Annotated in this window: 16 protein-coding genes and 1 riboswitch; of the genes, 11 read left to right on the top strand and 5 right to left on the bottom strand. The window is 53.2% G+C overall.

Going from position 1 to position 18,513, the window contains the following annotated elements; translation table 11 throughout:
• Window positions 1-19 precede the first annotated feature (19 nt).
• Complete coding sequence (gene dnaI, locus NST44_RS10095; RefSeq protein WP_340899168.1) at window positions 20-973, top strand: primosomal protein DnaI; 954 nt, start codon at window positions 20-22, stop codon at window positions 971-973.
• A 101-nt stretch (window positions 974-1,074) separates the two neighbouring features.
• Here dnaI and NST44_RS10100 read toward each other — a convergent pair whose 3' ends face one another.
• On the bottom strand, window positions 1,075-1,230 hold the full coding sequence (locus NST44_RS10100; protein ID WP_007132001.1) for a hypothetical protein: 156 nt from the start codon (window positions 1,228-1,230) through the stop codon (window positions 1,075-1,077).
• A 250-nt stretch (window positions 1,231-1,480) separates the two neighbouring features.
• Here NST44_RS10100 and trxA point away from each other — a divergent pair, with 250 nt between their 5' ends.
• A complete protein-coding gene (gene trxA / locus NST44_RS10105) occupies window positions 1,481-1,798 on the top strand; it encodes a thioredoxin (RefSeq protein ID WP_007132002.1) in 318 nt (105 codons plus the stop codon).
• A 299-nt stretch (window positions 1,799-2,097) separates the two neighbouring features.
• Entirely contained in the window at window positions 2,098-4,212 is a 2,115-nt protein-coding gene (gene uvrC / locus NST44_RS10110; protein ID WP_213616280.1) for an excinuclease ABC subunit UvrC, read from the top strand.
• Here uvrC and NST44_RS10115 read toward each other — a convergent pair.
• Window positions 4,184-5,872 (bottom strand): CPBP family intramembrane glutamic endopeptidase, encoded by a 1,689-nt coding sequence (locus tag NST44_RS10115; RefSeq protein ID WP_210094558.1) that lies wholly within the window; start codon window positions 5,870-5,872, stop codon window positions 4,184-4,186. The genes uvrC and NST44_RS10115 overlap by 29 nt on opposite strands.
• A gap of 291 nt (window positions 5,873-6,163) precedes the next feature.
• A riboswitch (cyclic di-AMP (ydaO/yuaA leader) is annotated at window positions 6,164-6,310 on the top strand.
• A gap of 75 nt (window positions 6,311-6,385) precedes the next feature.
• Here NST44_RS10115 and NST44_RS10120 point away from each other — a divergent pair.
• Both NST44_RS10120 and NST44_RS10125 read left to right on the top strand, forming a co-directional pair.
• The gene (locus NST44_RS10120; protein WP_373872059.1) at window positions 6,386-7,714 is read left to right on the top strand and encodes a TrkH family potassium uptake protein; all 1,329 of its coding nucleotides are present in this window, start codon (window positions 6,386-6,388) and stop codon (window positions 7,712-7,714) included.
• Between the two features lie 16 nt (window positions 7,715-7,730).
• Complete coding sequence (locus NST44_RS10125; protein ID WP_007132006.1) at window positions 7,731-8,405, top strand: potassium channel family protein; 675 nt, start codon at window positions 7,731-7,733, stop codon at window positions 8,403-8,405.
• A 21-nt stretch (window positions 8,406-8,426) separates the two neighbouring features.
• On the opposite strand, the gene NST44_RS10130 is transcribed toward NST44_RS10125, so the two are convergent.
• Window positions 8,427-9,353: a LysR family transcriptional regulator gene (locus NST44_RS10130; RefSeq protein WP_007132007.1), complete on the bottom strand. Its 927-nt coding sequence runs from the start codon at window positions 9,351-9,353 to the stop codon at window positions 8,427-8,429.
• Between the two features lie 263 nt (window positions 9,354-9,616).
• Between NST44_RS10130 and NST44_RS10135 the strand changes: the two genes are divergently transcribed.
• The 5 genes from NST44_RS10135 (at window position 9,617) to NST44_RS10155 (ending at window position 14,744) form a co-directional block, all read left to right on the top strand.
• Window positions 9,617-10,285, top strand: coding sequence for a succinate dehydrogenase cytochrome b558 subunit (locus NST44_RS10135; protein WP_028404807.1), 669 nt, complete (start codon window positions 9,617-9,619; stop codon window positions 10,283-10,285).
• Window positions 10,286-10,485: 200 nt separating this feature from the next.
• Window positions 10,486-12,231 (top strand): succinate dehydrogenase flavoprotein subunit, encoded by a 1,746-nt coding sequence (gene sdhA / locus NST44_RS10140; protein ID WP_028404808.1) that lies wholly within the window; start codon window positions 10,486-10,488, stop codon window positions 12,229-12,231.
• Window positions 12,232-12,246: 15 nt separating this feature from the next.
• Window positions 12,247-13,011: a succinate dehydrogenase iron-sulfur subunit gene (gene sdhB, locus NST44_RS10145; protein WP_007132010.1), complete on the top strand. Its 765-nt coding sequence runs from the start codon at window positions 12,247-12,249 to the stop codon at window positions 13,009-13,011.
• Window positions 13,012-13,129: 118 nt separating this feature from the next.
• A complete protein-coding gene (locus NST44_RS10150; protein ID WP_340899177.1) occupies window positions 13,130-13,930 on the top strand; it encodes an aminoglycoside N(3)-acetyltransferase in 801 nt (266 codons plus the stop codon).
• A gap of 121 nt (window positions 13,931-14,051) precedes the next feature.
• The gene (locus NST44_RS10155; RefSeq protein ID WP_007132012.1) at window positions 14,052-14,744 is read left to right on the top strand and encodes a potassium channel family protein; all 693 of its coding nucleotides are present in this window, start codon (window positions 14,052-14,054) and stop codon (window positions 14,742-14,744) included.
• A gap of 197 nt (window positions 14,745-14,941) precedes the next feature.
• Here NST44_RS10155 and NST44_RS10160 read toward each other — a convergent pair whose 3' ends face one another.
• The gene (locus NST44_RS10160; RefSeq protein ID WP_340899178.1) at window positions 14,942-16,321 is read right to left on the bottom strand and encodes an aldehyde dehydrogenase; all 1,380 of its coding nucleotides are present in this window, start codon (window positions 16,319-16,321) and stop codon (window positions 14,942-14,944) included.
• 156 nt (window positions 16,322-16,477) lie between these two features.
• Between NST44_RS10160 and NST44_RS10165 the strand changes: the two genes are divergently transcribed.
• Window positions 16,478-17,386: a metallophosphoesterase gene (locus NST44_RS10165; protein WP_340899179.1), complete on the top strand. Its 909-nt coding sequence runs from the start codon at window positions 16,478-16,480 to the stop codon at window positions 17,384-17,386.
• Window positions 17,387-17,701: 315 nt separating this feature from the next.
• Here the strand turns inward: NST44_RS10165 and NST44_RS10170 are convergent, their stop codons facing one another.
• Entirely contained in the window at window positions 17,702-18,511 is an 810-nt protein-coding gene (locus tag NST44_RS10170) for a histidinol-phosphatase (protein ID WP_340899181.1), read from the bottom strand.
• Window positions 18,512-18,513 lie beyond the last annotated feature (2 nt).

Below are 18,513 nucleotides of genomic sequence, written 5' to 3' on the forward strand. Positions count from 1 at the left end.
AGATGAAGGAGGGAGAGAGATGGAATCCCTTGGCGAGCTGCTGGAAAGTATGAAGAGCTCTGCGCTGCGGCGCAGAACGGCCGAGATTACGGAGGAGCTGCTGAAGAATCCGCTTATTCAGGCGATGCGTGCGGAATATCCGGAGATTGACGACCGGGTGCTGCGCATCAATTTAAGCAAGCTGTACCAGTATGCGGGCGATCAGGCCAACTGCAAGCAGTGTCCGGGACTGGACCGTTGCCCGAATGATTTCCAGGGACACTACAGCAAGCTGGATATTCAGCGAGTCAACGGAACGGTGGAGATTTATGAACGGAAAACGCCGTGCTCCCTGCAGGTTGCCAAAACGAATGAGGATCAGATCCGGAAGCGGATCCGCAGCTTCTATGTCGACGACAAAGCGCTGAATAAAGGCTATGACCATATGGAGATTATGGCCAAGGACCGGCTGAGAGCTCCCGGAGTTCATCAGGTGTTCAAGTATATTAAGGAGACGAAGGAGAATGGGCTTAGTCCCCGGGGATTGTATTTGACCGGATCCTTCGGCACCGGCAAGACCTATTTGATGGGCTATCTGCTCTACGAGCTGGCGATGGCGGGGTATTCGGGTGTAATCGTGTATATGCCTGATTTTGTAGAGGATCTAAAAACGATGATGCAGGACGGGCCGAAGCTGAAGGAAATGGTCGAGACGATGAAGAACTGCGATCTGTTGATCTTCGACGATATCGGCGCCGAGAATTTAAGCCCTTGGGTACGGGATCATGTGTTGGGGTCGATTCTGAATTACCGGATGAACCGCAAGCCGACCTTCTACACGTCGAACTATCCGCTGGACGGACTCGAGCGGCACCTAAGCTTTACGAGCAAGGACGGGGAAGAGGCCCATAAGGGGCAGCGGCTGATGAACCGCATTGCACCGTTCGTGGACGTCGTTCATTTATACGGCGAGAATCAGAGGGGAAAATTCTAGGCAAGGCTGCTGCCTATAGAAATGTAAAAAAGCCTGATCCCTTTAGCGTCACAGGACGCGATGACAGGGATCAGGCTTTTCTTAGCGCAAGGAGCCGTCAATTAGCCGACCAAAAATTTGATAATGACGAATCCGAAGAAGATGATGGTCATGAAACCGAACATCCCAAGAAAGCCCATCATCAAATCGCTGAAATCATTGCGCGGTTCTTCGTTGATGTGCTCCCGCGGATCGTTCATGCGCACGTTTACATCCATGGTGCTTGCCTCCTCAAAAAGGTGAACATTCCGTATGCACGGCTAAGACAGGTCACCCGACTTATTATTAGTAGTATACCCAATGTCCAAATCATTTGTAAAGATTGCATGAATATTCCGAGAAATCCCCTTTCTTTAGGTGAGTATATTTCACTTTTTCTTAAAGTTTGTGGTATACTAAAACCGTCGACGCATTCGACATTATGATTCGCGCTATATCTTGAAATTATCCTGTAAGGAGGAGTATACAATGGCTATCGTTAATGTTACCGATCAAACCTTCGCCAACGAAGTGGAAGGTCAAGGAACGGTTGTAGTTGATTTCTGGGCCCCATGGTGCGGTCCTTGTAAAATGCTCGCTCCGATTCTGGACGAATTGTCCCAAGAACTCGGCGACGATGTAAAAATCGCAAAGGTGAACGTGGATGAAAATCCGGAATCCGCAGCACGCTTCGGCGTTATGAGCATTCCGACGATGATTTTCTTTAAAGACGGCCAGCCTGTCGATAAAGTGGTAGGGCTTAACTCCAAAGAAGCCTTGAAAGGCATCATTGCGAAGCATCAATAATGCTTGATATGCAAGTGCCGCTACCGCAATAAAGCTTCCATAAAGCGCCTTCGGTCAACAATCCGATAGGCGCTTTATGCGGTTTATCATCAGGATTTTGCAGCATTCGATTACTGCCGCTTCCGGGTACAATATATAGACCCCGAAACAGCGCCATCTTGATCGAGCCGCCCGCTGGCGCCTTTGGCGCCACGAACAAAACCGTTGACCTATACATTGCGGATTGAACGTCGCTTTTTGGATTTTTTGCAGCAATCTCATCATAATCATATATAATCTTCTTGGAGAGGAGGAAGAAGATGGACGACTTCGGCAAACAACTGCAGGAGCAGGAGAAGGCCTTGGAGAATATCCGGCACAAGCTGGCGCTGCTGCCCGACCAGCCCGGGTGCTACCTGATGAAGAACCGGGAAGGAACCATTATTTATGTCGGCAAGGCCAAAGTGCTGAAGAACCGGGTGCGCTCTTATTTTACCGGCAGTCACAACGGCAAGACCCAGATGCTGGTGGCCGAAATCCGCGATTTCGAATACATCGTAACGGGCAGCAATATGGAAGCGCTCATCCTGGAGTGCAACCTGATCAAAACGCACCAGCCAAGATATAATGTACTGCTGAAGGATGACAAAACCTATCCATATCTAAAAATTACGAACGAAGAGCATCCACGCCTGGAAGTAACGCGCCGGGTGCTTAAAGATAAAGCCAAGTATTTCGGACCCTACCCGAACGCCTATGCCGCCCAACAGACGAAAAAGCTGCTCGACCGCATGTATCCTTTGCGCAAATGCGGGGTTATGCCGAAAGAGGTGTGCTTGTATTATCATATGGGCCAATGCATGGCTCCATGCGTGAAAGAGGTGCCGAAGACCGCCTACGAGGAGATCACCAGCGAAATCACCTCCTTTCTAAGCGGCGGCCATGAAGAGATCAAGAAGGAGCTGCAGCGCAAAATGCAGGAAGCCGCAGAGGACCTGTATTTCGAACGCGCCAAGGAGCTGAGGGACCAGATCATCCATATCGACACCTTGATGGAGAAGCAGAAGATCACCACAACCGACACCCGGGACCGTGACGTCTTCGGTTATGCCGTGGATAAGGGCTGGATGTGCGTGCAAATTCTGTATATGCGCCAGGGGAAAATGGTGCAGCGCAACAAGTCGATTTTTCCGTTCTACGGTGACGCGCACAGCGACTTCATGTCCTTCATCGCGCAGTACTACAGCGATAACCCTGCCGTGCCGCAGGAAATCCTGCTTCCGGGGCCGGTCTTGATCGAGGAGGCCGACTCCGATGCGCAAGACAGCATCGCGGCCAAGGATGATTCGATATCGGAGGGAGCAGGCAGCCGAGCCGCTGCTTCCAACGAGAGCGGCCTGGCCCCAGGCGCCGGTGAGGGCGATACCGCTGGATCGCCTGCCTTAGCAGTCGCTGAGGACCCGTCCGGCTCAGGTTCGGCCGGCGGTCCGGAAAGCCCCGGGCAAGGGGAGGAGGCCGAACGTCTGGCCGCCGCGACAAAAGCCGAGAACGAGCGGGCGGAGGCTGCCGGCCTGGTGGACGCCGCCGGAGGTGCAGCCGCCTTGCAGGAATGGCTCGGCGTTAAGGTGCATGTGCCGCAGCGCGGCTTAAAGCGCCAGATGGTCGGGATGGCGATTGAAAATGCAAAGGTTGCGCTGGATGAGAAATTCCGCTTAATCGAACGAGATGAGGAGCGGACATCGATTGCCGCGGCCAATCTCGGCGAAGTGATCGGCATCGAATCCCTGAACCGGATCGAGGCGTTTGACAACTCGAACATACAGGGAACGAATCCGGTTTCGGCGATGGTCGTGTTTACAAACGGGAAACCGGATAAGAAGGAATACCGGAAGTACAAAATCCGCACCGTGCAGGGGCCGGATGATTACGAGACGATGCGTGAGGTCATCCGGAGACGGTACGAGCGGGTGCTGAAGGAGAATCTGCCGCTGCCGGACCTGATCGTGGTCGACGGCGGCAGGGGACAGATATCGGCTGCGATCGATGTGCTGGAGAATGAGCTGGGACTGTTTATTCCGGTCTGCGGGCTTGTGAAGGATGCCAAGCATAGAACGGCGCAGCTGATGGTCGGCGATCCGCCGCAGCCGGTGTCCCTGCCGCGGGACAGCCAGGAGTTCTACCTGCTTCAGCGCATCCAGGATGAGGTCCACCGGTTTGCGATCTCCTTCCATCGAGAGCAGCGCGGCAAATCGATGGTTTCGTCCAAGCTGGACTCGATCCCGGGCATCGGCGAGAAGCGGCGGAAGCTGCTGCTGAAGCATTTCGGCTCGATCAAAAAAATAAAAGAGGCTTCAGTCGAAGACTTTAAGCCCCTTTCGATCGGTGAAAAATTAGCTACAGATATACTCAATGCCCTTCGTGATGAGGAGTCGTGACATACGGCTTCTCTTTTTTTGTTGGATTCAAGCGATAGATCACGTAAGCCACGATTGCCGGCAGCACCATATAGAACAGGCCGATTAGCACATTAGGGGCCCCTTGAAGCATGACCAGGCTGATTCCCATGAGAATGCTGTTGAAGACGACATGCGAGAACATGGCCGCAATATATCCGTATTTCAGGAAAATATAGCTGAACAGCAGGCCGATAATGACCAGCTCAATCGGGCGGGATACGACTGGGTAAATCGGATACAGCGTATGGCCTAGCGCCCAGATGATCGAGGTGATCAAACTCGCGACAAAGGTGCTGCGCACGATTTTCTTCACCATTCTAATGCCGAACAGCCGGTATACCGCTTCCTCCGAAATGCCTGCCAGCCAAGCCATCAGCGGAAACAGCCATGGATAGAGCATGTTGTAAGGCGACTGCGAGGCATCGGTCGTGGACCAGGTGTTCAAGGTCAGGCCGAGCGCGATGAAGATCAAGGACTGAATGCCGAGCAGAATGAGGGCCCACAAATAGCCCACCTTCATGCTTTCCAAGACATAGCGGCCGTACCCGGGCTCCTTGGCACGCGGCCACGGATTAAGCCCGTCTTCCTTTCGCCATAGACCGCTTCCGCCGACAAGCGAGAAATAGAGCAGGGCGGAGAAGACGAGGGAGTAGATGGCGTAGAAGATCATCATCCCGATGATGCCGGTCTCGGACATTCCTTGTGCCTTAAAGACCGGAACCAGGTTGTACGTATTCAGCATCTGGATGACAAACAACAGGACGGACAGCAGGATACCGCGCTTAAACGAGGTATAGGCTCTGGTCTTGACGCTGTAGACGATGGCCAGGATACCGAGCACAAGCGTAAACAAACCGTACCCGACCAGCGTCAGCAGCGTTGCATCCTGCGTCTGCTTGTTCACATAGGCAGCATGCGCTGCCGGAACCGAGAACGCGGGCTCGAAGGAACGCAGTGTCCCATGTTCAAAGGTAAACTCCAGCTGCAGCCTCGAATCCCCGATGGCGGCTTCCGTGACGGTATATCTCAGCTTAGGTTCGCCTTCCCGGGTAGAAAGCTGCAGCTGCGTCGCATCGTATCCGGCCCACTTGAGCCACGGCTCCGCGAGCGCCTGCTTCTCGGCCAGCGTCATGCCTTCCTCAACCAGAAGCAGCATTTGCTTCCGGACCTCCCCTTGATTCAGCTCGATCCTGTCGTAACTGGAGCGGGCGGAATCATAGGAGAATCCCGCGATGCCGGCATTCTGCATATGCACATCCACGTTCAGCGCATCGCCACCCGGCAAGGTGAAGCGGACGCGGTATACGTCATATGGGTATTTGGCTTCGTAATTCTTGTTATACTCCTTTAGCTTCTTTTCCTTGGCCAAATATCCGTACAGCTCGGAGTTGGACTGGTATGTAACAAGGGGGTCTTGCCCTTCGGAAGCAGGAAACCCTAAACGTTCGCGAGCGAACCGTGACGCCGCTTGCGCAGCCTCATCCTTGGAAATGATTTGCGGATAGGGCGTATCGGTCGACTCGAAGGAAGTGGATGGGAGTACCTGGAATATAAGAAACAGGATCAGACCGATGATGGCCGGTGCGATAAGCTTCTTTAGGTTAGGCGTCAGCTTCAGGGGCTCTTCGGCACGGTTCATGAAATTCCTCCTCTTAATTTTAGTGCTTTCCGATATGAATAACCGGCCCCGCAAAAAGCGGATCATAGAGTCAATATAACATACATATGAAGAACAAGCCCTGCTTATCCCAAAGGGCCAATAATGAAATAAAACGCTGAAAATGAATGAAAGGTTTCGAAAACGTTAGAGAACCATATCCTTGTACTCTTGAATATGCCCAATTCGCGCTCATTTAAAGACTTTTTGGTAAAAAAACGACGTTGGGTTCGCTTCCGGATTGCGTTATAATCACATCATGCTTCAAGGAACCGAATAAACCAGCCGAATTTCGTAATGAGAACGGGGGAACCATGTAATTGGGGTGAATTTCATGATCTCTTTCGGATCATGGATAGGGCGGCCTGTGATAATGCCCGAATCCGTCAGCTAACCTCGTAGGCTGTTGCACAGGAACCAGACCGTGAAGGGCACTGTTTTCCAGTGTCTTTTTTCTTTGATTTTTTTGGAGAAGGTGAAACTTTGAACTCAAAAATGAAGTGGCTTAAGCTGTCACCTCCGCAGATCCTTGCGCTCGGTTTTGCGGCGGCGATCCTGGTCGGTACCATTCTGCTCATGCTGCCCGTATCCAGCAGGACCGGCGAACCGATCAGCGGGATTGACGCCATGTTTACGGCGGCTTCCGCCGTCTGTCTGACCGGGCTTGTTGTCGTGGATACAGGCACAAGCTTCAGTGCTTTCGGACATACGGTGATCCTTCTGCTCATTCAACTCAGCGGGCTCGGGTTTATGACGATGGCAACCCTGTTCGCCCTGGTATTCAAGCGGAGGATATCGCTCAAGGACCGGCTTGTTCTGCAGGAAGCGATGAATCAGTCCTCCATCGAAGGGATCGTTCGTTTGATCCGGCGGGTGTTTATCTATTCCTTGACCTTCGAGGCGTGCGCTGCCGTACTGTTTACACTGCGCTGGGCATGGGATATGCCTATTGGAAAAGCCCTCTATTTTGGGGTGTTCCATTCCGTTTCGCTGTTTAACAATGCAGGCTTCGATCTGTTCGGTGATTTTCATAGTCTCACGGATTATGTCGATGATCCGTTGGTAAACATCGTATCCATGCTGTTGATCATATCCGGCGGCATCGGGTTCGTTGTATTATCCGATTTGATCGATTTCCGTCAAAAAAGGAAGCTGTCGCTTCACTCCAAGGTCGTTCTCTCGATGTCGGGGGCGTTGATCTTCATCGGGGCGATCATCATATTTATTTTTGAGTTCACCAATCCGTTAACGCTGGGCTCCTTGGACGGGGGAGGTAAAGTGCTCGCCTCGTTCTTCCAATCGGTCAGTCCGCGAACAGCGGGCGCGAATTCGATTGATATCGGCGGCCTAAGGCAAGCTACGCAATTTTTCATTATTATACTTATGTTTATCGGAGCGTCGCCGGGATCGACCGGGGGCGGAATCAAGACGACAACCTTTATGGTGATGGTAGGGGCCGTATTCGCAATGATGAGAGGGCGTGAGGACATCGTCTTATTCCGGTTTCGCCTCGCTCAGGAGCGGGTCTTAAAGGCGTTAACGATTGCGCTTCTTGCGCTGCTGCTCGTATTGACGGTATCCATGATCCTGTCCACGACAGAGGATGCGGATTTCCTGGAGATTCTATTCGAAACGACCTCGGCCTTCGGTACCGTCGGCTTGTCGATGGGATTAACGCCGGATTTGACGGTGTTCGGCAAAATATTGATCAGCTTAACGATGTTTGCCGGACGTCTAGGTCCGCTGACGCTGGCTTATGCACTCGGTCCGAAAAAGGGTAAAGAATTGTATCGTCATCCGGAAGGCAAAATGATTATTGGATAAGGAGTATAGGAGAGACATGAAACCAAAGCAATTTGCAGTGATCGGTTTGGGGCGGTTCGGCTCGAGTCTGGCACTGGAACTAATGGAACTAGGCTATGAGGTTCTCGGCATTGACCGGAACGAAGAGGTCGTCGAGGATATGAGCGAGTATCTGACCCATACGGTGGTCGCCGATGCTACGGATGAGGAGATGCTGAAATCGCTCGGCATCCGCAACTTCGACTGCGGGATCGTCGCGATCGGAGACGATATCCAGATGAGCATTCTGTCCGCCATCCTGCTCAAGGAGCTTGGCGTATCGACCGTCGTGGCCAAAGCGATTTCCGTGCTGCACGGCCGGGCGCTGCAGAAGCTGGGTGTGGACCGGGTCATCTTCCCCGAACGGGATATGGGAATCCGTGTGGCTCACCAGCTGGTTACGCCGAATCTGCTCGACTATATCGAATTATCTAAGGATTATTTGATCGTGGAAATGACGGTAACCGATTGTATGGACGGCAAGACGTTAAGCGAACTGAACACGCGCGTCCGTTACGGTGTCACGGTGGTCGCCCTCAACAAGCGATCCGGCATTATCGTCGCGCCGACGGCGATGGACGTGGTCAACGCCGGCGATGTTATGGTCGTCATCGGCTCCAACGACAATGTGGAGCGGTTTGAGACGGAAGTCGTGAATCTGCAGCAGAAATAATACAAAAAAACCTGACGATCTCTAGGTCGTCAGGTTTTTTCGCTGCTTCTCTTCCGCGAGGCTTCGGAAGAGCACCTCGGTTTCGTTAATCCAGCGGCGGGCGGCGCTGCTAAGCTCTGAAGCATCCCCGTAAATCAGGGAGGTCGTCCGCCGCGTCTCCATGAGCGCGGGGATGTGAATGTCCACAAGCCCGTTGTCGGAGAGCAGCTGCGGACGGAGGTATGATTTCGGAAGCAGGGCCGCTGCTTTGCAGGTCGGGATCAAGCGGACGATCGCTTCGAAGGAATCGATCTCCATCCGAATATCGGGCATGATGCCCCACCGGTGAAACAGGTCGTCCGTCAGCTTACGGTACCAGGTGCCGGTCGAGAAAATAATCATCGGAAGCCCCTGGAGGTGCTCGACCTCGACATCCTCCAGCTCCGCCAGCGGATGGACGGCGGGAATGACGAGCTCCAGATGATCGTCAAACAGGGGAATGCAGTTTAGTCCCGGTTGGTTGATGGAAGAGGCGACGATGCCGACATCCACCCGTTTATCCCTTACATAAGAAACGATCTCATGGGTTTTGCCGGTAATCAGCTTGATTTCCGCGGCGGGATGCCGCTCCATGAACGCGTTGACGAGCGGGGGCAGCGTCGTCTGCAGCGTCGTAAGGCTCGCGCCCAGATTAATCGAGATCTGCTCCCCTTCCCGATAGTGGGCGAGCGTCTGCATGAGCTTCAGCTGCTGCTGGCGCTGCTCCAGCGCAAAGGTATATACGATCTGTCCGATCGACGTCAGCTCAAGGCGCTTGCCGCGCCGGTTGAACAGGGGCAGGCCGAGCTCGTCTTCGAGCTTGGCGATCTTCCGCGAGAGCGCAGGCTGGGACAGATTCAGCAGCTTGGATGCTTTATTGATGCTGGATTGCTCCACCACAACGGCAAACATGTCCAGATCTTCGAACATGATATTCCTCCATTATATATAGGATGGTGTTCCAATATCCCCTTATGCGTATAGATTATAACGATTAATAATTATATTGCAATTCCCTTATAAGAAAAAAAGGAGTAACATGAAACATGACACAGGATGTTCACACGTTTGTGGAAAAAGGGAACATTTTGTCGTTGCACGCGAAAAGCACAGTATAAGTAAGTGTAATTGTTCCGTAAATAGGAAAGAGTGAAATTGAAAACGCTGCACATTGGAAAGGGGAACGTCAACAGATGAAAGGGTATTATTCCAGAAAGCTGCATTCCTTACTCGGTGTCATACCGCTTGGAGCATTTCTGCTCAGCCACATGATATCCAACTTTCAGGCTTTCGAGGGTGGAAAGGAAGGCTTCAAGGGAGCCGTGAATTTACTGAACAGCTTGCCTCTAATCTTCTTCCTTGAGCTGTTCTTGATCTGGCTGCCGCTGATGTACCACGGCATTTACGGTCTGTACATTGCGTATCAGGCCAAAAACAACATCGGCAATTACAATTATGAGCGGAACATCCGTTTTACCGTTCAGCGGATTACCGGGGTTATTACGTTCGTATTTGTGATCTGGCATATGTACGACACCCGTTTTCAGATCATGATCGGCAAGATCACCCATGATGATCTGGGTGCCGTCATGCACGATATCGTGAGCAATCCTGTATTATTTGTTCTGTATATTATCGGCGTTGTATCGGCTACGTTCCACTTCGCGAACGGCCTTTGGGCATTCCTCGTCAGCTGGGGCATTACCGTCGGCCCGCGCGCGCAGCGAGTATCCACATACATTTGCATGGGCTTGTTCGTATTTATGAGCGTCCTGTTTATCCTTGCGATGACCGGATTCAGAAACTCCGAGTTCCAAGCTGCGCAAGCAGCGATCGATGTAGTTAAGACAGTCTTGGCTTAAAGTGCAAGTTCAAAAAGCCGGTTTTTCAGCACCGAGAAGGTTGGATGAAGTTAGGGACTGAAGGGCGGAGCGTACGATTTGGGTACGTGAGCACTGGAAGGCCCGGCTGAGTTCAAGATTCGATGCCGAGTTACATCTTGATACACTACGTGATCAAAAGACGACTTTTTGAACAACCTCTTAAAGGAGTGAACGTATAAATGGCAGCATCTAATATTATCGTAGTGGGCGGCGGCCTTGCCGGACTGATGGCAACCATTAAAGCGGCCGAAGCAGGAGCCCATGTTCATCTGTTCTCACTGGTACCTGTGAAACGTTCTCACTCCGTGTGCGCGCAAGGCGGCATTAACGGAGCGGTTAATACGAAAGGTGAAGGCGACTCCCCGTGGGAGCACTTTGACGATACGGTTTACGGCGGGGACTTCCTGGCGAACCAGCCGCCGGTTAAAGCGATGTGCGAAGCCGCTCCGGGCATTATTCACCTCATGGACCGCATGGGCGTTATGTTCAACCGTACGCCTGAAGGCCTTCTGGATTTCCGCCGCTTCGGCGGAACGAAGCATCACCGCACGGCGTTTGCTGGAGCGACCACCGGCCAGCAGCTGCTGTACGCGCTTGACGAGCAGGTGCGCCGCTGGGAAACTGCAGGTCTCGTGACCAAATACGAGAACTGGGAGTTCCTGAACGCGGTTATTGATGACGAGGGCGTATGCCGCGGCATTGCCGCCCAGGACCTTCGCTCCATGGAGATCCGGGCGTTCAAGGCAGATGCCGTCATTCTGGCCAGCGGTGGCCCCGGCATCATTTTCGGTAAAACGACGAACTCGGTTATCAACACCGGTACGGCAGCAAGCGCGGTATACCAGCAGGGCGTATACTACGCTAACGGCGAATTCATCCAGATTCACCCGACCGCCATTCCAGGCGACGACAAGCTGCGCCTGATGTCGGAATCGGCCCGCGGTGAAGGCGGCCGGATCTGGACTTATAAAGACGGAAAGCCTTGGTACTTCCTCGAAGAGAAATATCCTGCATACGGCAACCTCGTTCCGCGGGATATCGCGACTCGCGAAATTTTCTCCGTATGCGTGGACATGGGCCTTGGCATTAACGGCGAGAACATGGTATACCTGGATCTCTCCCATAAGGATCCGAAGGAGCTGGACGTGAAGCTCGGGGGCATCATCGAGATCTATGAGAAGTTTATGGGTGACGACCCTCGCAAAATTCCAATGAAGATCTTCCCTGCAGTCCATTATTCCATGGGCGGCATGTGGGTCGATTACAACCAGATGACGAATATTCCTGGCCTGTTCGCAGCCGGGGAATGCGAATATCAATATCACGGAGCCAACCGCTTGGGCGCGAACTCGCTCGTATCGGCCATTTACGGCGGCATGGTCGCAGGTCCGAAGGCGATCGAGTATGTTAAAGGCTTGAAGAAATCGTCCGAGGATATCTCCTCCAGCGTCTTCGACCGGTACACGAAAGAGCAGACCACGAAGTACGAAGGGCTTCTGAAGATGGAAGGCACGGAAAATGCTTACGTGATTCATAAAGAGCTTGGCGAATGGATGACCAACAACATGACCGTTGTCCGCTACAACGACAAGCTCCAGGAGACGATCAACAAGATCAAGGAATTGAAGCAGCGCTACCGCAACATCAACATGACCGATACGTCCCGCTGGAACAACCAAGGCGTGGCATTCACGCGTCAGCTGTGGAACATGCTGGAGCTTGCGGAAGCAATGACGCTTGGAGCCCTGCTCCGGAATGAAAGCCGCGGAGCTCACTATAAGCCGGAATTCCCTGATCGCGATGACGAGAATTTCCTGAAAACAACGAAAGCGAAATGGACGCCAGAAGGACCGCAAATCTCGTACGAAGAAGTGGATGTTTCCTTAATCCCGCCGCGTATTCGCGACTATTCGAAAGAAAAGTAAGAAGGGGGATTTACCATGGCTCAAACGGCAGCCGCCTCAAAGACAGTAAAATTTATCATCACTCGTCAGGACAACCCGGAATCCAAAGCGTATACAGAGGAATTTGAGGTTCCGTACCGTCCCGGCATGAACGTAATCAGTGCGCTGATGGAAATTCAGCGCAATCCGAAGAATGCGCAAGGCCAAACGACTTCCCCGGTATGCTGGGATTCCAACTGCCTGGAGGAAGTATGCGGTGCCTGTTCAATGGTCATCAACGGCAAGCCGCGCCAAGCCTGTGCGGCGCTGATCGACAAGCTGGAGCAGCCGATCCGCATCCAGCCGATGAAGACTTTCCCGGTCGTGCGCGACTTGGTCATCGACCGGAGCCGGATGTTCTCCGCCCTGAAGCGGGTTAAAGCCTGGATTCCGATCGACGGCACGTATGATCTCGGTCCCGGACCCCGCATGGCGGAGAAGAAGCGCCAATGGGCTTACGAGCTGTCCAAATGCATGACGTGCGGCGTATGTCTCGAGGCTTGCCCGAATGTCAACGAGAAGACCGACTTTATCGGTCCAGCGGCCATTTCCCAGGTCCGCTTGTTCAACGCCCATCCAACGGGCGAGCTGAACAAGGAGGAACGCCTGGAGGCGCTGATGCAGGACGGCGGCATTGAAGGCTGCGGCAACTCGCAGAACTGCGTACGCTCCTGCCCGAAAGGCATTCCGCTAACGACATCGATCGCGGAGATGAATAAAGAAACAACGAAGCATCTGTTCAAGCGCTGGCTCAGCGTCTAGAACCGAAAAGCTTACGAAATGGCAACAACAGCGCCTGACCGCTTGTATCATTCGCGGTCGGGCGCTGTTTTGTTGTACGATAATAGCAGAACTTTTTATCTAAAGGTGGTACGCACTCATGATTACAGAAAGACCGATTACGATTCAGGATTTGAGCCGGGACCTCGCCGCTTTAGGCGTTAAGGAAGGGATGACGGTGCTTCTCCATTCTTCGCTTAAGAGCATCGGCGGATGGATCGTCGGCGGGGCTGAAGCCGTCATTCTCGCGCTAACGGAGGTGCTGGGTAAGAAAGGAACGCTGGTGATGCCCACACAGTCCCCGAACTTGACGAACCCGGAGACCTGGGGAAATCCGCCCGCCGATCCGAAATGGTGGCAGCTGATCCGGGACAGTATGCCTCCCTTTGATCCCGATGCTACGGTAACCTCGGGAATGGGGGTTATTCCGGAAACGTTCCGTAAGCAGAAGGGGGTCATCCGGAGCCTTCATCCGCATGTCTCCTTCGCGGCTCGAGGCCGTGCAGCGAAGGGGCTGATGGACCCGCATCCGCTGACAGACGGCCTCGGGGAATCCTCGCCTCTGGCCCGGCTGTACGATGCAGACGCCTTCGTGCTGATGCTCGGGACCGGCTATGGCAGCAATACCTCCTTCCATCTGGCCGAGTATCGCGCGGCGTGGAGGGGCAAAGAGCATATTACGTCCCAAGCGCCGGTATCGAGAGCTGGAGGCAAGACGGAATGGGTGTCCTTTTCGGATATCAATTATCATGCCGACGATTTTGAAGCGTTGGGGGCTGCATTCGAGCAGGAGTGCAAGGAAGCCTGCAGTTACGGGAACGTAGGCGCAGCCTCTTGCGTCCTGGTCAAACAGCGTAGAATGGTGGATTTTGCCGTAGAGTGGCTTGCCCGTAACCGGTAAAAGTCGGATTGCCAAGGAACGCCAGTTGCATGAGCTCCTCTCCAAGGGTAATAAATGATTAGGTGTAATGCGGCCGGAGTACGAACGATCGATATGGGGCCGTAGGAAGGAGGGGACGCTCATGAGCTGGTGGATGTGGCTGCTCAATTTGGCGGGGTTGATAGCCTTGATTTATGCGTTCTACATGATGGACAAGAAATGGTCAAGCCGGCCGCTGCTGCTCGCGCCTTTGCTGATTTATGTGCTGGTGTCGGTGGAGGATTTGCTTGGTTGGATCGATCTGATGGAAATTGTACCAGGCAAGGGAGGGATGCGTGCTCTCATTGTGATCTTCTCCTTGTGCTCGGTTGTCTTCTATGTGCTGTACATCTTCGATAAAATCGCGGATTCCGTGAACCGGCATGTCGATATGAAGACAACCCTCATCCGAATCAGCATGGCCGCTGCCATGTGTATTTTATTTTTCACGCTGGTCTATATGTCAATCTACAAGCTGTTTGGCGGTGTATCCTTTGAAGGGGATAATCTAGGGCAGGACCCGCTGTCGCAGTTCATTACGTTTCTATATTTCAGCATGGCCACGTTTGTGACGGTCGGGTATGGGGATGTAAGTCCGGTTGACAACACTTCAAGACTGGTCGTCATCTTGGAGATCGCTTTTAGCTTTATCACCGTTGCTTATGCGCTGTCCATGCTTGGAACCCTGCGGCAAATATTCAAGCCGGGTAGTGATCGGCCTGAAACCTACAGCACTGAAGAGGGCGAACCGGGAACGGCCGCCCCGCCGCATGAGCGCAAGCATTTTACCCGATAGTCAGCCAAATTTGATGAGCGCAGGAATTGATTTCGGCTCAAGGTGCTTTGTCAGCTGACGCTGACGGGCAGCTGTAACACCCAGCAGTCATCAATAATTGACATCACACGTTGATAGGCGTACAGCCTGCAAGGGAGTGGGGATCAATCGACGCCATCAAGTTCCCGGGTCCGCTCTCGTGGATGGCTATCCCCGGTTCACGGCTTCAGCAGCTTTTTGAGAATGCCTAGCCCGTTTTTTGACGGATACCGGAATTTAAAGTCGAACCGGTTCGTCTGCTTCAGCACGCTCTTCATATGCGAGAAGGTGTAGAAGCTGTACTGCCCGTGATACGAGCCCATCCCGCTCTCGCCGACACCGCCGAACGGCAAATACGGCGTAGCCAGATGCATGAGCGTATCGTTGACGCAGCCTCCGCCGAAGGAAACGGAGGACAGCACATGCTCCTGTAGGTCCTCATTCTCGGTGAACAAATAGAATGCAAGCGGCTTGGGGCGTGACTGAACGGCCCGGATCGCTTCGTTCATGTCATCATAAGTCAGGATCGGGCATATGGGTCCGAAAATCTCCTCTTCCATCACCGGCATATCCCAAGCTACTTGATCAAGAACCGTTGGTTCAATGCGGAGCTTGTCCTTATCGGCCTTGCCGCCGTGCCGAAGGTGGCCGTTATCCAGAAAGCCTGCCAGCCGATTGAAGTGCTTCTGCGACACGATTCGGCCGTAATCGGGGTTGTTCAGCGGCTCAGGGCCATAGAATTCAATGATCGCTTCCTTTAAATAGGCGATGAACGGCTCTTTTACGCGGCTGTGAACCAATACATAATCGGGTGCTACGCATGTCTGCCCGGCATTCGTGAACTTTCCGAAGGCAATGCGCGATGCCGTCAGCTTCAGTGGAGCGTCCTCATGGACGATGCAGGGGCTTTTGCCCCCGAGCTCGAGCGTGAGGGGAGTCAGGCGCTTGACTGCTGCTTCCATCACGATTTTCCCCACATTCACGCTGCCGGTAAAAAAGATATAGTCCAGCGGCTGCTCCAGCAGCACGGTGCTGACCTCGGGTCCGCCCTCAACAGAAGCCACGTACTCCGGCGGGAACGTTTCTTCCAGGATGGACGTAATGAGCGCGGAGACGGCCGGCGTCAGCTCGGACGGCTTTACAACAGCGGTATTGCCCGCAGCCAGTGCGCCGATCAGGGGAGAGATGGCAAGCTGCCAAGGGTAATTCCAAGGAGCAATAATCAGCACGCTGCCGTACGGCTCGCGATAGATCATCCCCTTGCTGCCGACATGCGTCAGCGCCGTTTTCACGCGCTCGGGTTTGCTCCAGCGCTTTATATTTTTCAAGATATGGGAGAGCTCTTTGTAAACGATGCCGATTTCTGTCGTATAGGCTTCCTGCTCGCTCTTGTTCAGGTCCTGGCGCAGCGCCTGGATTACCTCGCTCTCTCTGGCGACGATGACCTCGCGGAGTCTGGTGAGCTGCCGGATCCGGAATTCCGGCTCCTTCGTGAATCCTTTCAGGAAAAACTGCTTCTGCGATGAAACTAATGACGGGATGGATTCGTTAACAATCATAAGCAGCTGCAGGCTCCTTTCCATGGGCATAGACTTGTAACGATTTATCGTATAAAAGTAATAAATCTAACCGTGCTATCGAGCATGTCCTCAGATAAGTTCATGCCAATACACTCAGGGTGTTCTTTTCCATATTATATAGGAGGATGTCCGATTATGAAAAATTCATCCACAGGGCCGCAGCGGTCATCCAGCCAAGCGGATGCCAAGCCGGCAGCGGGCACGACCATGACGCGGCGCAGGTTTCTGAAGCATGGGGCGGCTGCCGTCCTGGGAGCAGGCCTTGCGGTGGGTGCCTACGCCTCCTTGTGGGAGCCTAACCGGCTGGAGGTCAGGCGGCTCACACTGGCGCTGAATGGTCTGCCTGCCGCTTTCAACGGCCTGAAGGTTGTTCAGTTCAGCGATATGCATCTGGGCTTTTATGCAGGTGCCAAGGCCGCCGTGCGGGTGGTTGAAGCCATTAACCGGGAGAAGCCGGATCTCATATGCTTTACAGGGGATATGGTGGACGGGGAGGTTGATGCTTTGGAGGAAGCGATTCTGCCGTTGTCCGGCCTCGAAGCCGCGTTCGGAAAATACTCGATCCTCGGCAACCATGATTTCTACGATGTAGAGAAGCTGATCCGGATGGAGGAGAAGGCGGGATTCACCGTGCTTCGTAACAGCCATGCCAAGCTCAGACGAGGCGGCGAACAGATCGCGGTTGTGGGCTTGGATGACGGAATATGGGGGCATCCTGATCCGGCATCGGCGCTTGAAGGACTCCCGGAGGGGATGATCAAGATAGTGCTGATGCATGAGCCGGACTATGGTGATACAACTGCGGAGTACCCGGTTCATCTGCAGCTGTCCGGCCACAGCCATGGCGGGCAGGTACGGCTGCCTTGGCTTGGGGAGGTTGTGACGCCACCTGGGGCAAAACGTTATGTACAAGGCTTGTATCATGTCGGCAGCCGTGGGATGCCGCTGTATGTCAATCGTGGGATCGGGATGACGCAGCTGCCGATCCGGCTGCTATGTCAACCGGAGCTGACGGTATTGACGCTCCGGGGGGCAGACGTGTGATCGTGAAAGTCTTGGTGCCAAATCGCCATCATAGTATTGATAAAGAACAAGTTGCAATAATAACAAGATGCGATACCATTCAAATGGCCGTGCATGTCCTGGCGAATGGATCAATATGAAACGTACAATTTGAATTTTTGTTACACAATTGAAATATACCTGTTATGAAACTCTAACAGCGAGAGGTTAAACTTATCACATGACCCCCTTTTGAGAATATATATGATGCTTTTGGATCCGCTGTGCGGGTCCACTTTTTTTGTTCCTGTGTATTATTTATGGATCTGCAATAAAAAAACAGAAGGGGTACCCCTGTTAAAGAGGTACGGCAACCTTCTGTTTCTGCTCGTAATAGACCCATTCCTTAAACCCGATCTCTTTCAGAACCTTGGCCACTTCCTCGAACTCGTCGCCGACCCGGGACGGTTTATGCGCGTCGGAGCCGAAGGTCACATCGACGCCGTAATGATGCGCGACCTCCAGAATTTCATTGGACGGATACCATCCGCCGCACAGCTTCGTTTTGCCGGAGGTGTTGATTTCGATCGCCAGCCCGGATTCCGCGATGACCTTCAGCGTTTCCTCTATCGCTTCGTCTGCCTTGATTTCGGAGAATAACGGATAGTTGCCTTTCATGGCATCCATGTGCGCGATAATTTGAAACATCCCGCTTCGCGCGGACTGCCGGATCAGATTGAAATACTCCTCCTTATCGGCCACTTGCTCGGACGGAGTCAGCTTCTTCCACCGGTTTTTATTAAATATGCTGACGCCTCTCACGTGGTGGATGGATCCGATAATGTAATCGAAAGGGTAGGCAGACATCGCCTGTTGATATACATTGGCATGCTCAGGAAAGAAGTCCGATTCGATTCCCAGCAGTACCTTGATCTTGCCCTCGTACTCCCGTTTCAATTGCAGCACTTCCTGGACGTACCCGTCAAAGTCGGCTTTAGCCATGGAGATAGAAGGGAAAGGATGCTCCTCCTCGCTTCCGAAGTATGGCGTATGGTCCGAAATCCCGATGACTTGTAAATCCGCGGCAATGGCCGCTTCGATATAATCCCGGATATTGCCGTCCGCATGGCCGCAGCGGAAATGGTGGGTGTGCAGATCAAATTTCATGA

The sequence above is a fragment of the Paenibacillus sp. FSL W8-0919 genome, from assembly GCF_038003785.1.
GTDB classification, from domain to species: domain Bacteria; phylum Bacillota; class Bacilli; order Paenibacillales; family Paenibacillaceae; genus Paenibacillus_AQ; species Paenibacillus_AQ lactis.

Bases quoted from the DNA above. Each gene is read 5' to 3' on its own strand.
- dnaI (WP_340899168.1), top strand. From the start codon at position 20: ATGGAATCCCTTGGCGAGCTGCTGGAAAGTATGAAGAGCTCTGCGCTG.
- NST44_RS10100 (WP_007132001.1), bottom strand. From the start codon at position 1,230: ATGGATGTAAACGTGCGCATGAACGATCCGCGGGAGCACATCAACGAA.
- trxA (WP_007132002.1), top strand. From the start codon at position 1,481: ATGGCTATCGTTAATGTTACCGATCAAACCTTCGCCAACGAAGTGGAA.
- uvrC (WP_213616280.1), top strand. From the start codon at position 2,098: ATGGACGACTTCGGCAAACAACTGCAGGAGCAGGAGAAGGCCTTGGAG.
- NST44_RS10115 (WP_210094558.1), bottom strand. From the start codon at position 5,872: ATGAACCGTGCCGAAGAGCCCCTGAAGCTGACGCCTAACCTAAAGAAG.
- NST44_RS10120 (WP_373872059.1), top strand. From the start codon at position 6,386: ATGAAGTGGCTTAAGCTGTCACCTCCGCAGATCCTTGCGCTCGGTTTT.
- NST44_RS10125 (WP_007132006.1), top strand. From the start codon at position 7,731: ATGAAACCAAAGCAATTTGCAGTGATCGGTTTGGGGCGGTTCGGCTCG.
- NST44_RS10130 (WP_007132007.1), bottom strand. From the start codon at position 9,353: ATGTTCGAAGATCTGGACATGTTTGCCGTTGTGGTGGAGCAATCCAGC.
- NST44_RS10135 (WP_028404807.1), top strand. From the start codon at position 9,617: ATGAAAGGGTATTATTCCAGAAAGCTGCATTCCTTACTCGGTGTCATA.
- sdhA (WP_028404808.1), top strand. From the start codon at position 10,486: ATGGCAGCATCTAATATTATCGTAGTGGGCGGCGGCCTTGCCGGACTG.
- sdhB (WP_007132010.1), top strand. From the start codon at position 12,247: ATGGCTCAAACGGCAGCCGCCTCAAAGACAGTAAAATTTATCATCACT.
- NST44_RS10150 (WP_340899177.1), top strand. From the start codon at position 13,130: ATGATTACAGAAAGACCGATTACGATTCAGGATTTGAGCCGGGACCTC.
- NST44_RS10155 (WP_007132012.1), top strand. From the start codon at position 14,052: ATGAGCTGGTGGATGTGGCTGCTCAATTTGGCGGGGTTGATAGCCTTG.
- NST44_RS10160 (WP_340899178.1), bottom strand. From the start codon at position 16,321: ATGATTGTTAACGAATCCATCCCGTCATTAGTTTCATCGCAGAAGCAG.
- NST44_RS10165 (WP_340899179.1), top strand. From the start codon at position 16,478: ATGAAAAATTCATCCACAGGGCCGCAGCGGTCATCCAGCCAAGCGGAT.
- NST44_RS10170 (WP_340899181.1), bottom strand. From the start codon at position 18,511: ATGAAATTTGATCTGCACACCCACCATTTCCGCTGCGGCCATGCGGAC.